The organism is Mycetohabitans sp. B8 (genome assembly GCF_021991875.1).
Lineage (GTDB): Bacteria > Pseudomonadota > Gammaproteobacteria > Burkholderiales > Burkholderiaceae > Mycetohabitans.
The window spans coordinates 147,341-161,181 of sequence record NZ_JAHLKR010000019.1; the positions used below are offsets into that span (position 1 = coordinate 147,341).

The 13,841-nt window shown below is 63.2% G+C and carries 7 protein-coding genes and 1 pseudogene; 4 read left to right on the top strand and 4 right to left on the bottom strand.

The window, feature by feature from the left end; all coding sequences use genetic code 11:
- Positions 1 to 27: 27 nt before the first annotated feature.
- Together KQH60_RS11370 and gluQRS are read left to right on the top strand one after the other, a co-directional pair.
- Positions 28 to 909, top strand: a complete 882-nt coding sequence (locus KQH60_RS11370; RefSeq protein ID WP_237576559.1) for a sulfurtransferase — start codon at positions 28 to 30, stop codon at positions 907 to 909.
- A 66-nt stretch (positions 910 to 975) separates the two neighbouring features.
- Positions 976 to 1,890, top strand: a complete 915-nt coding sequence (gluQRS, locus tag KQH60_RS11375; RefSeq protein ID WP_237576560.1) for a tRNA glutamyl-Q(34) synthetase GluQRS — start codon at positions 976 to 978, stop codon at positions 1,888 to 1,890.
- A gap of 6 nt (positions 1,891 to 1,896) precedes the next feature.
- On the opposite strand, the gene KQH60_RS11380 is transcribed toward gluQRS, so the two are convergent.
- A complete protein-coding gene (locus KQH60_RS11380; RefSeq protein WP_237576561.1) occupies positions 1,897 to 3,423 on the bottom strand; it encodes a DEAD/DEAH box helicase in 1,527 nt (508 codons plus the stop codon).
- A gap of 436 nt (positions 3,424 to 3,859) precedes the next feature.
- Positions 3,860 to 5,113 carry a formate-dependent phosphoribosylglycinamide formyltransferase gene (gene purT / locus KQH60_RS11385; RefSeq protein ID WP_237576562.1) on the bottom strand — a complete coding sequence of 418 codons (1,254 nt, stop codon included), beginning with the start codon at positions 5,111 to 5,113 and terminating at the stop codon, positions 3,860 to 3,862.
- A gap of 230 nt (positions 5,114 to 5,343) precedes the next feature.
- Here purT and KQH60_RS11390 point away from each other — a divergent pair, with 230 nt between their 5' ends.
- Complete coding sequence (locus tag KQH60_RS11390) at positions 5,344 to 8,775, top strand: DNA translocase FtsK (protein ID WP_237576563.1); 3,432 nt, start codon at positions 5,344 to 5,346, stop codon at positions 8,773 to 8,775.
- Between the two features lie 67 nt (positions 8,776 to 8,842).
- On the opposite strand, the pseudogene KQH60_RS11395 reads toward KQH60_RS11390, so the two are convergent.
- Positions 8,843 to 9,141, bottom strand: a pseudogene (locus KQH60_RS11395) (lactonase family protein); the annotation flags it as partial.
- Between the two features lie 514 nt (positions 9,142 to 9,655).
- Between KQH60_RS11395 and KQH60_RS11400 the strand changes: the two are divergent.
- A complete protein-coding gene (locus KQH60_RS11400; RefSeq protein ID WP_237576564.1) occupies positions 9,656 to 10,918 on the top strand; it encodes a polyhydroxyalkanoate depolymerase in 1,263 nt (420 codons plus the stop codon).
- A gap of 146 nt (positions 10,919 to 11,064) precedes the next feature.
- On the opposite strand, the gene KQH60_RS11405 is transcribed toward KQH60_RS11400, so the two are convergent.
- The gene (locus tag KQH60_RS11405) at positions 11,065 to 11,454 is read right to left on the bottom strand and encodes a hypothetical protein (RefSeq protein WP_237576565.1); all 390 of its coding nucleotides are present in this window, start codon (positions 11,452 to 11,454) and stop codon (positions 11,065 to 11,067) included.
- Positions 11,455 to 13,841 lie beyond the last annotated feature (2,387 nt).

Sequence of the window (13,841 nt, forward strand, 5' to 3'; positions counted from 1 at the left end):
TTCTGTTTTCGCCAAGAGCAGCACACCATGAGTATCGTCAACCTTGCCGCCTACAAATTCATTTCGCTGGACGCGATCGACACGTGGCGTCCGGTGCTGCGACAGCGATGCGACGCGCTGGCGCTGCGCGGCACGATTCTGCTAGCGCCCGAGGGCATCAATCTGTTCATCGCCGGCAGCCGCGAGGCAACCGACGCGTTCATCGACTACCTGCGCACCGACCCGATGTTTGGCGGTAAGTTCGCGGATTTGCCATTCAAGCAAAGTCTGTCGGACAAGCAACCGTTCCGACGCATGCTAGTCAGGCTCAAGCGTGAGATCATCACGATGAAATCACCGGCGATACGGCCCGAAGCCGGCCGCGCGCCGGCGATCGATGCGTGCACCCTGAAGCAATGGCTCGATCGCGGGCACGATGACGCCGGCCGTCCCGTAGTGATGCTTGACACGCGCAATGCGTTCGAAGTGGACGTAGGCACATTCGACAACGCGATCGACTATCGGCTGACGAAGTTCAGCGAGTTTCCGGATGCTGTCGCGTCACATCGAGACACGCTGGCAGGCAAGACCGTCGTGTCGTTCTGCACCGGCGGCATCCGCTGCGAGAAAGCCGCAATCCACATGCACAACATTGGCATCGACAGCGTGTACCAGCTTGATGGCGGCATCCTGAAGTACTTCGAGGAGGTGGGCGGCGCTCACTACCATGGCGACTGCTTCGTGTTCGATCATCGAACGGCGCTCAACCCGCAACTCGAACCGACCGGCACCGTGCAGTGCTTCGCATGCCGCGCGGTCGTCACCCCGACCGAACAACAATCGCCGCTTTATGTCGCCGGCAAACAGTGCCCGCACTGCGCCAACGATGCGTGCCTGTCATCCAAGGCATTGGCACAAATCGACACATGATGCCCGCCCGGTCGAGTCGCGATGGGTGCGGCTTGCCCGTTGGTTGTGATATAGAAACGCTTTGCGATGCAGATGATAACCGAGGTCGCGCCGCCGCGCCGCTATCGTGGCCGTTTTGCGCCGTCCCCGAGCGGCCCACTACACCAAGGCTCGCTGGTCAGCGCACTGGCGAGCTACCTGGACGCACGTGCGCATGACGGCACGTGGCTGGTCAGAATAGAGGACATCGATATACCGCGCACGGTTCCCGGCGCAGCCGAACACATCCTGAAGACGCTACACCAGCTCGGCATGCACTGCGACGAAACGCCGGTATGGCAAAGCACTCGCACCGCACTGTACCAGCAAGCGCTCACTCAGTTGAATACGGCGGGCCTGATTTATCCATGCGGATGCACACGCAAGGAAATCGCCGATTCGCTGCTGCGTGCGCACGTTCGACACACGACGCTCGCGTATCCGGGAACGTGTCGAAGCGGACTGCACGGCAAGCCAGCGCGTGCGTGGCGCATCCGGGTGCCGGACGGAGAAAATGCAGTGATTGTCTTTGATGACCGCTGGCAGCATGCGCAGCGGCAGAATCTTGCCACCGAGGTCGGCGACTTCGTGATGAGGCGCGCGGATGGCGTCTGGGCCTACCAACTCGCGGTGGTCGTCGACGACGCACAGCAACGGATTACCGACGTCGTGCGCGGCGCAGACCTGCTCGATTCCACCGCGCGGCAAATCTACTTGCAGCGCTGCCTCGGCTATCCGACGCCCGCTTATCTGCACGTGCCCGTGGTCGTCAATGCGCAGGGCGAGAAATTAAGCAAGCAAACCGGTGCACCGCCGATTGACATCGACCGGCCGCTCAAGGCGCTATTAGCTGCGGCGTCGCATCTCGGACTCGCGTTGGCACCCCAACGATGCACGACGCTGGAGGCGTTCTATCGCGAGGCCGTGCCTGCTTGGGGTGCGCGCCTGGCAGCGCGCGCGTGACACCGTTTACGAATTCCGGCGCGGCATGCCGAAGCCGCCCAGCAGCGCGGCCAGCGGTCGCTTCGGCGTCTTCTTGTCGGCCGATGAGCTCGATTCCACACGTTCCGACGTCTGGCGGGCCGAAGGCGACGGCTCGTATGGCTTCGTGAAGAAGTCATCGACCGGCTGGGCGTCACGCATTGACGCGCGCACCCGGTCTGCAACGTGCGCATGTCGATCGCGACGGTTATCGTCGCGATCGTCGCGATAACGCGAGCGGCCTTGCCGTGCTGGCCGATCCAACTCGAGCGGCTCGATGGTCAACGCCCGCTTGATCAGTTTCTCGATGTCCGCCAGTTGCTTGCGCTCGTTGCCACTGAACAACGACAGCGCGTCGCCAGATGCCCCAGCACGGCCCGTGCGCCCGATCCGGTGCACGTAGTCTTCCGCATTGAATGGCAAGTCGAAATTGATCACCGCCGGCAACTCCGCGATATCCAGGCCGCGCGCGGCCACGTCGGTCGCAACCAAGGCCTCGATCTCGCCGCGCTTGAACGCCTCCAACGCCTGCATCCGCTCGCTTTGCGAACGGTCACCATGGATTGCGGTGGCCACCACGCCATCGCGCTCCAGTTGCCTTGCAAGCCGGCTCGCACCGATCTTGCTATTACAGAAAACGATCACCTGCTTCAATCCGCGCTGACGAATCAGCTGCACGACCGCCGCCTGCTTGTCCGGCTCGGCCACCTCGAAGACGATTTGCCGCACGTTCGATGCCGTCGAATTGCTGCGGGCCACCTCGATCGTGACCGGATTGCGCAAGTAGGTCGACGCAAGCTTCTTGATTTCGGCGGAGAATGTCGCAGAAAACAGCAACGTTTGCCTTTGGCTCGGCAGCAGGTTCAAGATCCGCTGCAAGTCGGGCAAAAAGCCCATGTCGAGCATCCGGTCGGCCTCGTCGAGCACGAGCATTTGCACCTGCGCCAGCGACGTGCTTTTTTGCTGCACATGATCGAGCAGCCGGCCGGGCGTCGCGATCAGGATCTCGACCCCACGACGCAATTCAGCCGTCTGCGGATTCATATCGACGCCGCCGAACACGACCGCGCTGCGTAGCGGGGTATGCTTGGCGTACGCATGCACATTGGCCGCCACCTGGTCCGCGAGTTCGCGCGTGGGCGTCAGAATCAACGCCCGCACCGGGTGACGCGCGGGGGACGCACTGGTACTGGCGAGCGGCAATAAACGCTGAATGATCGGTAGCGAGAAGCTGGCCGTCTTGCCGGTACCGGTCTGCGCTGCGCCCATGACGTCGCGTCCGGCCAGCACGATGGGGATCGCCTGCGCCTGGATCGGCGTCGGCTTCGTGTAGCCCTGTTCGACTATCGCCTGAAGGATCGGCGCGGCAAGGCCGAACCCGTCGAATGACAACGGGGCGGCGGCTGGCGCGGAGCTGGAGGCGGCGGCGCTTGCTGTGGCACCGCAAGCCCCCGCGTCAGTCGGAACGAAACGTGGAGTAATGGCTGAATCTGACATGTATGGGCGTTCGCTCAAGCGGCCGCGTGCGCGGCTGCCCCTAATGAAATACCGGAAATAGCCTTAAATTGTAGCACTTTGCGCGGCCAAGGCCGGAGCCGGCGTGACGGCGCGCATGCACTGCGTGTCACCCTCAGCACAATTCGGGTATGTCCTCGATCGCGTAGCGGATGTCTTCGCCCCCCAGCGTTGTCAATCAATCGGGCAGCGAACACACATGCATTGGCCCGCTGCGGCCAGATCCAGGACCCTGTTAAGTTGTCATTGTAGGAGATCGGAAACGCACATGCAGCGCGGGGCGATCATGGATTGATCACATCCGCGCGCGCGTCGATCAGCGCTACGGCCACGTGGCCGACCGGCGGCACGCGCTTCAGGCCCGCCAGCGCGAGCACACAGTATGCCAACCGCGATTCGAACAACCGCTACCATAGCGTATCACCATTCTGGAGCGTCACCGTTCATGCGCGGCTTGATCATACGCACCACTGACTGGTTTAACACAGCCGGCCGCCGTGCGTGCGCGCTCGCGGGCGTCGTCCACGCTCGACGCCACCGCCAACGCCACACCCATACGGCGCTTGACGAAGCTCTGCGGCTTGCCAAATAGCCGCAGGTCCGCGCCCAGCACCGCCAGCGCATCGGCAACACCGTCAAAGCCAATGCCTTTCTCGTCGCGGCCGCCGTAGATCACCGCCGATGCACCGGGCGAGCGCAACGCGGGGTCCACCGGCAGGCCAAGGATCGCACGTGCATGCAATTCGAATTCGGAAAAGCGCTGCGTGGCCAGCGTCACGAGCCCAGTATCGTGCGGACGCGGGCTGACCTCGGAAAACCAGACCTGATCGCCACGGACGAATAGCTCGACCCCAAACAGCCCACGCCCGCCCAGTGCGGCCGTAATCCGCTGAGCGACCTCGTGCGCCCGCTCGAGCGCAAGCGGGCTCATGGGCTGCGGTTGCCATGATTCGACGTAGTCCCCGTCCACTTGCAGGTGGCCCACCGGCTCACAGAAATACGTCGCGATCGCGCCGCTTGCCGGATCGGTGGCTCGCACGGTGAGCAGCGTGATTTCATAGTCAAATTGCACGAAGCCCTCGACGATCACCCGGCCGTGATGCACGCGCCCGCCCGACATCGCGTACTGCCAAGCCCGCTCAGTGTCCGCAGCGCTCCTGAGCACCGACTGGCCTTTGCCAGAGGACGACATGACGGGCTTGACCACGCACGGGTAGCCGATACCGGCGTCGATCGCGGCTTGCAGCGCGTCGAGTGAATCCACAAACGCGTAGGGCGAGGTCGGCAATTGCAGTTGCTCGGCGGCCAGGCGGCGAATGCCTTCGCGGTTCATCGTCAATTGCGCCGCGCGCGCGGTGGGGATCACCTCGGCCAGTCCCTGCGCTTCGATCGCGGCAAGCTCATCGGTGGCGATCGCCTCGATTTCGGGCACGATTAAATGCGGGCGCTCCTGCTCGACCAGTGCGCGAAGCGCGCGGCCATCGGTCATGTCCATCATGTGCGCACGGTGCGCGACTTGGTGGCCGGGGGCGTCGGCATAGCGATCAACCGCAATCACCTCGACCCCGAGCCGCTGCAACGCGATGGTCACCTCTTTGCCCAGCTCGCCGGCACCAAGCAGCATCACACGGGTCGCGCCCGGCGACAATGGCGTGCCGAAACGCCGGTGATGAAACGAACTGACGGACATGTATTCCCCTTTGATGTAGCCAAGACCGGTAGTGCGGCATGGCCAGCGATGTTAACATGCTGCCCCTTCGCGAAGATGCTCGCAGCACATGCCGGTTGCCTCGGCCATCAGTACGCGGTCAGGACCGATGGCCGCCACGGCATTCACATCGAGCAGTTAAACTTGCTCTTTGGTCCGCGATCGTCGTCCGCAGTGCGGCACCTGCTCTCTCTGACTGATTCTATTCAAGTATGCTCAGCGTGGTTCTCGGCGGATTTGGATTTTCCACAGCCTGGCTCATCGTCCTCGCGTGGCGGCTCGCGCGGGCGCTCTGGCCGGGCAGCGCCGGCCTGCAGGGGCCCGGGACGATCCGCCTGTGGCTCAGCGCCGTCGTCGTCCTGGTCACCAGCAGCGCGCTGGAGGCGCGGCTCGCCACGCATGCCGCGTACGACACGATCGGCCGCGCAAGCGCCGCGAGCCTAGCCGCGCTGTTAGGCACACCCGCGTCGATCGTCGTGTTCACGCTGTTGTGGATCGCCGCGCTGCCGTGGCTGTTTGGCGCCCAATGGCCGCAATGCCTCGCGTACCTGGACCGCACTTTCGGCCTAGGCATCGGTATCGGCACACGCCATACATTGCGCGACGAACGACACAAACGCCCGAGCCGTCGCCCCACCGGCAGCGACGAAATGCATAGCCCGCGCGAAAGTCATTTTTGCGTGCTCGGCGACGGCGATTTTGGCCCGAACGATACGCGTGGCAAGCGCGCGTCCGCGTCCCGCTGGCCCGACGCGCGCCGCGTGCCAAAATACCTGGGCATGACACGCGGTTTCACGGGCCCATCGCCGAACGCTCGGTTCGAGTCGGTAGGTCCTGCGGCGAGCCACCATAGCCACGGCCGTGGGCCGGCGATCGCATCATCCGCCGCCACGTTGTCGCCCACGGTATCGCCAATGGCCCCCCCGGCGCCATACGCTGTCCCCGCGCCCGGCGCCTCGAAGGTTCTTACACGCGGCAGCAACACACCGCTGAATAGAGGGGAAACCCTGCGCGTGACGATACCGGCCTTGCTGACGCGACCGGCCGTGCCCCCGTACGCAGTCCATTGGCGTGCCGTTCCGCGCACGGCCGTGCCCAACGGTGACGAAGCCCGCCGCATGACGCCGTGCGGCGGCACCCCCGCCGCGCCCGCTCCCCGGCAAGCGCCGTCGCGCACGCCGCCACGCCCATATCGGCCGAGCGACAACTACCTAGAGCGCGCCGCGGCACAGCACGGCAGCCCCGCGAGCGGACCAGCACAACTGGACGGCGTGTTCGCCCCGCTGCCTGCACCGCCAGCGCCGCCAAGCATCGTGGCAGCACTGCGCGCGATTGAGCAACAAGCAGCCCAATGGACCGTGCCCGCCGGCGCAAGCCTCGACCGACGAGCGGGTCGCAACGGCAACACGGCCACCGCGATGCCAGCAGCGCCCGTGCCGGTTGCATCACCACTGGCTCAACCGTCGTCGGAATCCGCGGCAATGCCTCACGATCCGGCTCCGTCGACACTCGCTCCCATGTCCGCTGTTACGTCTTCGTCCGCGTGCGCGGCGCCACGATTCGATCCGGACCCGCCAAGGCCCGCTGCGGCACCACCGGACGCAGCCACGTCGGAATCCGCTCCCACACTGCTGGCCCAATCGTTGTCGGAATCCGCCTCGCCACCACGGGTCCCTCTCCCGCCAGCGTGTGCCGAGACGCCTTTGGACACCCTTCAATCGCCTGAGCTGAGCGTGGATGCGCCGGCGGTTGACCCTATTTCAGTCGATACCCGGTCCGCACCGCCATGGGTGCAAACTCCCACGGACCCTCTTCCGTCCGTGTCAGCGCTGCCCCCCGCCGCTCTCCCATCGGTCATCCCGCCAACTGCCCGGGTTGCGGCAGTTGCCGATGCCGTCTGCGTATCGGCGCCCTTGCCGGCGTCGGCGCCGCTGCCCACACTCGAGCCGCTGCCCACGCCCGAGCCGCTGCCCACGCCCGAGCCGCTGCCCACGCCCGAGCCGCTGCCCACGCCCGAGCCGATGCCCACGCCCGGGCCAATGTCCAGCCCCGACGGCGGCGCGCCGATTTCCGCTATGGTGCCTGCCACACCCGATGAAACCCTGCCGGCGGCAAGCCCCGCCCCAAAGCACCACACTTTCCCATGCCAGGCGAGCGCCGCCTCACCTATAGAATTGCCGACCCTAGCGCTGCTCGCAAGCGACTCGGACATCATCGAACCGGTATCCGAGGCGGCGCTCGCCGCGACCGGCCAGTTAATTGAGCAGCGGCTCAAAGAGTTTAAGGTGCCGGTGTCCGTAATCGGCGCTTCGGCCGGCCCGGTGATCACGCGCTTTGAGATCGAGCCGGCACTGGGGGTACGCGGCAGCCAGATCGTGGGCTTGATGAAGGACTTGTCACGGGGCCTCGGGTTGACGTCGATCCGCGTGGTCGAGACGATCCCGGGCAAGACCTGCATGGGGCTCGAACTGCCCAACGCCCGACGGCAAGTGATCCGGTTGGCGGACATCCTCGCGTCGCGCGAATACGCGGGCTCGGCATCGCAACTCACACTCGCGCTGGGCAAGGACATCACGGGCGAGCCGGTCGTGACCGATTTGGCGCGTGCCCCGCACATGCTCGTGGCCGGCACTACCGGCTCGGGCAAGTCGGTGGCGATCAACGCGATGATCGTGTCCTTGCTGTACAAGGCAACACCGCGAGACGTCCGGCTAATCATGATCGACCCAAAGATGCTGGAGCTCTCAGTCTACGAGGGCATTCCGCACCTGCTTGCGCCGGTCGTGACCGACATGAAGCTCGCCGCGAACGCACTGACGTGGTGCGTCGCGGAAATGGAGAAGCGCTACCGGCTGATGTCCGCGCTCGGTGTGCGCAACCTCGCGGGCTTCAATCAGAAAATCGCCGATGCCGAGCAAGCCGGACGCAAGCTCGGCAATCCGTTCTCGCTGACGCCGGACGCACCGGAACCGCTTACCCTGCTACCCATGATCGTGGTGGTCATCGACGAACTAGCGGACCTAATGATGGTGTCCGGCAAGAAAATCGAGGAGTTGATCGCCCGGCTCGCGCAAAAGGCCCGGGCTGCCGGGATCCACTTGATCCTAGCCACGCAACGGCCGTCAGTCGATGTGATCACGGGTCTGATCAAGGCGAACATTCCGACGCGGGTGGCATTCCAGGTTTCGTCTAAGGTGGACTCGCGCACCATCCTGGATCAGATGGGTGCGGAATCGCTGCTCGGCCAAGGGGACATGCTGTTCCTGCCGCCCGGCACCGGCTACCCGCAACGGGTCCATGGCGCCTTTGTCGCGGACGACGAAGTACATCGCGTCGTCGAACATTTGAAACAGTTCGGTGAACCGGAATACGAGGAAGGCATCCTGGCTGGCGTGCCCGGCGACGGAGCGGCCACGGACCTGTTCGGCGAGGCGCCCGATACGGAGGCCGATCCGCTGTATGATGAGGCCGTGGCATTCGTGTTGCGCAGCCGCCGCGCGTCGATTTCATCGGTGCAACGGCAGTTGCGCATCGGCTACAACCGCGCTGCCCGCTTGGTCGAGCAAATGGAAGCGGCCTCACTGGTGTCGTCAATGGGAGTCAATGGCAGCCGTGAAGTGCTCGCGCCGGCGCCCACGGACTGAGCCGTCGCACCCGTGCCGCGCGCCCCTCGACGCGCGCCGCCGTTCTCGAGACGGCACCCTGCCCCGTCTACGCGCCTGGCTCGTTAAGCGGAACGAATGCAAAAAATGCCGGCGAGCCCATTTCCAGCCGCTTGGGACAGGCTTCAACAAGCCGGTCTGCGTGTCGCGCGCGAACAGGTACGCTGTATCGCCCAGCGGGTTGCCCACGATCAGCCACCGCCCGCTCGGGTCAATCCGGAATTCGCGCGGCGTGCTGCCCAGGCTCGACTGGCGGCCCACGAGGCTCAGGCGGCCGTGGTCGGCATCGACCGAATAGATAACGATCTCATTGGCATCACCGCAGTTGGTCGCATACAGGAAGCGGCCGCCTTCATGTCGTTGTGCACCTGGCCTGCGTGGGCGGGCTGGGTGCCGATGACACCGCTTGGGCCATCCAATGCGAAATGGTCGATCACCTGAAAGGATCTGGACGGAACCCAACGTTGAGCGTGGTCGCGCAAAGCTATCGCGACGAAGCCGGCGGCAATGACCTGGAGGCCAGCGTATTGCCAAGACCGCTGCAGGCAACGGCCACGCTCGTTCCGCGCTCAATGCGCCGCAATAAGCGACACGCTCGGCAGCGGGCGCCAAAGTGGCTGTTGGCGACGCGAAAAATCCGCGGCAAGGCGCAAAATTACATTGCGTTTGCCCCAGTGCTGACCCATTTGCTGCATTGCACCAGAGCGCAAATGTCCGATATGATTGGATATCAGGATTGGACACGTCATCCTGCGCCCGGCCGCCCGCGTGTCTAGCGCGGGCAACGAGCAGTGCTCGGCTTCGACCAGCGCCGTACCGATGGCAGCGGGAATCGACCCACATGCCGTAACATGGAGCAAGGATGCTCTACCAATTTCACGAATTCCAGCGCGCGCTGCTGAGCCCGCTGACTGCCTGGGCGCAATCTGCGTCGAAATCGTTCGCGAATCCGGCCAGTCCGCTCGCCTATGTCCCTGGCGCATCGCGCTGGGCCGCCGCCTACGAGTTGCTATACCGGCTCGGCAAGGACTACGAACGTCCCGAATTTAACATCAAGCAAATCGAGAAGGACGGCCGCAGCATCCCGGTCGTCGAACAGACGATTCTGGACAAACCGTTTTGCCGGCTGCTGCGCTTCAAGCGGTATTCCGACGACAGCGACGCCGTATCGCAACTGAAGCATGAACCGGTCGTGCTGGTCTGTGCACCGCTGTCCGGACATCACGCGACGCTGTTGCGCGACACGGTGCGCACGCTGCTGCAGGACCACAAGGTCTACATCACCGACTGGGTCGATGCACGGATGGTGCCGTTCGAGGCCGGCGCATTCCATCTGGACGACTACGTCGAGTACATTCAGGACTTTATCCGACACATCGGCGCGAAAAACCTGCACGTGATCTCAGTATGCCAGCCGACGGTGCCAGTGCTCGCGGCGATCTCGCTGATGGCCAGCCGCGGCGAGGACACGCCGTGCACGATGACGATGATGGGCGGGCCGATCGATGCCCGCAAGAGCCCGACATCGGTGAACTCGCTGGCAACCCAGCACTCGTACGAGTGGTTCGAGAACAATGTGATTTATACAGTGCCGTCGAACTACCCGGGCGTGGGCCGCAAAGTTTATCCGGGTTTTCTGCAGCACGCCGGGTTCGTTGCAATGAACCCGGAACGGCATGTGCAATCGCATTGGGAATTCTTCGAGAACCTAGTACGCGGCGACGAAGACGATGCCGAAGCGCATCGCCGCTTCTACGACGAATACAACGCCGTGCTGGACATGGCGGCAGAATATTACTTGGAAACGATCCGCATCGTGTTTCAGGAATTCCGGCTTGCGCAAGGCACCTGGGCCGTCAACGGCGAGCCGGTGCGTCCGCAGGACATCGCCGATACCGCGCTCTTGACGATCGAGGGCGCGCTGGATGACATCTCCGGCTGTGGACAGACGCGCGCTGCCCACACGCTGTGCACCGGCATTGCGTCAGCGTCACGCCGACATTTCACCGCGGAGCAATGCGGTCACTACGGGATCTTCTCGGGACGGCGCTGGCGCACGATCATCTATCCGCAGATCCGTGAGTTCATCTATGAGCATGATCACGAGGCTGCGGTGCAGGCGTAGCGCCGATGCGGCCGGCTCTCCAACATGGGCAGCCGCGAACAAAGTCGGCACGTTACCCAGACGTGGGTCTCGCACCGGACGCGCCGCATCTGGGTTGCCGGACCTATCAGCGGCACGGGCGTTCAGGCAACGAAAAAACTGAGCCGTTACTTTTGATGGGGCGATTCGGACTCCTCCGGTGCGTTGTCCTCTATGTTACCCTGAGCAAATAAGGGCTGGTAAAAGGCCCGGGGCGCTTGATCGAGGGGAATGTACAGTGATTGGAGTCGCTTGGTTGCTCTACCGTTCTCCGATTCCGTTTGCTGGCGCTTTATGCCTGCGTGAGTTTGCAATGGCACGCTATCCGTGGCCGCACTTCGAGACGCATCCAAAGTCTGCGTCGCATCTGCGCGCGAGACGTCCGAAGCTGCGTGTTGGATCAAGCTTAGCCTGATGCCTTCGGCGAACGCCTCATCGTCGGCGTCTTGTATTTCCTTTTCGGACGGCTTTTCCTTCGCGTCCAACTTTTCACGAATCTTTTGCTGTTTCTCGCTCAAATAGGCATCAAAATTTGGGGGACTAACGGTATTTTCCCGCTGCGACGACAGCGGAACGACTCGTCTGCGTGGCCTGCGCGGCGGAACCACCCCATTATTTGGTCGTGGCGGCACGTCCTCAAGCCTTGGAGGCGTAGCGTATCTTGTGGACGGAGGCTGCGGCATTGGCATACTGGGGTTGATGCCCGGCCCTTGGAACATCTGCTGCGGCACACCGTGATTGGCAAACGCTGACATCGCGTACTCGGCGCTGTTCGGTTCATGCCAGCCTGCCGCCATCGGAACACTACCGTGGCCAGGCCAGGCAGGCGCCGGCACGTTGCCACTGCCAGACCCGTATGGACCGTACGACAGCATAATTGCACTACTGGGTACCGCCGTCATGGGGACGTCGCCCAACAAACGCGAAATGGCAGACACAATCGATGACTGCGGCGGCGGTAGGACGACGACCATGTGGCTTAAAGGCTGATAAGGCGCCGACATCACCAACGGGCTATGGCCCCCCATCGGGGTGAACCGTGATGGCGTCCCGCTCTCAAGTGGCGGCCCGAATCGCGGCGCTGTAGAAAAGCTTATGGCATTGCCGTGTCCCCAAACATGAGGTGGGTGGGTGCCTTGCATCGCGCCGCCCGTACTTGGAGAGGATATATTCCACTGCGCTGGTTCGGACGGTAGCGCGGCAGCACGCAGACGCGAGCCATACTTTTTCAACCCGCTTAGCAATGCAGAAACCCCGGCACGCCCTGGGGTGACGCCCGGCTTGTCATCAGAAGCCGAACGTAGACTTCGCAACGGTGGCAAAGCCCATCCAGACACATTCAGTTTTGGCCTGTCAATCATACATGCTCCAATGATCGCGTCCTATTCGAATTGTGCGTTGCTGCCTGGCGCCACGCACGGCTTGAGTCACCACTTCTTTGAAGGTCCATGCGGTGCAGCGACGCCAATTCATCCCTACGCACTTCGGGCGAACCGGAGGTCCTGGACGGCTTAAACACTTGGGGCCAATTCGCACGCCTGCGGTACCGCGGCGTGATTTCGCAATGGCACTTTATTGGCGACCGTAATCGACACTCGCGTAGCATGCCGGCATGGGTACGCCTTCCCAGTTGGTTTGGGCTTCAAATTAATCTGTCTCTTGGTCTGCCGAGAATACACTTGGCGCCAACTGCGGCTGATAGACGTTCCTACGGGTTTCGGTCAGCGGTCTATGCACCGGTACGCTCCTCTCCTGAGGGGGTAATATACGGCCCTTCCACTGCTCCTTCGATACATCATCGGGGAAATTAGCTTGTGACAGACTCGCGGACTGTGAGCGCCGTCCCAATGGCTTGTTAACAGGTGGGTGTTTCAGCGTCGAAGAGGACGGGACCGGGGGCATTTTCGCCGAGGCGGCTCCCCCCTGCTGGGGACGTAATCTACTTATCTTCCACTGCTCCTTCGATACATCGTCGGGGAGACTAGCTTGTGACGGACTCGCGGACTGTGAGCGCTGTCCCAATGGCTTGTTAACAGGTGTGTGTTTCAGCGTCGAAGAGGGCGGAACCGGGGGCGTTTTCGCGGAGGCGGCTCTCCCCTGCTGGGGACGTAGTGTACTGATCTTCCACCGCTCCTTCGATGCATCATCGGGGACATGAGCTTGTGGCCAATCCACCTCCTCCGAGCGCGGCTCCGGCGGCAAAAATTCACTGCACAATAGCATCTTCGCGGGATGGGGTTGCTGCAGCGATGGGAACGGCTCGTCTTCGTCTAAAGATGCGGTGTCATCTTTCCACCTGGGAACACCGAACGACTGGAATGGGCCATTAGGCCCGTCGGCACGTCCATCTTTCGGAAACGGTGCGATGACACCTCGTGCTGGCGCGTTCATGGGTGACGTCGCTTGCCCTCCCCAAGCCGAAGCGGCTTTGGGAATGAAGAAGCCGCGAAACATTCTTGCCACAGCAGCCGCGATTGCCTTGCAACGGGCCCACGGCACGGTTAAGAAGGGTGTGCTCGCCCGACGCGGCATTTGCGCAAATGAAGGCATCCAGCGAGCGCTGGGGTGCTCCCCGGCGCCCAGCGCGGATGGGCGAACCGTCGGCTGCGGACCATATACGCCGGAGGCAGCAGGAAACGTCTGATTGCCTTCAACAAGAGCGCCGTGCGGACTGAACGCCGCAGGCCTTCCTACAGGCGGTTGAGCGCGCATGTGCTTAGATCGGGCCAACATTTTCAAAGCCGTCAGCGGCCCGTTGGATGCGGAGGGGCTCGAAGGACACGGTGTGCTCGCAAAGGAACGCTCATTGAGCCATTGCGGCAACAGCGCTGCTGAGCGGGGAAGTATCGCGACGCGGTCGTTGTACAAGTCTGACTCCTAACGCGGTGGTAAATAGAACACCACG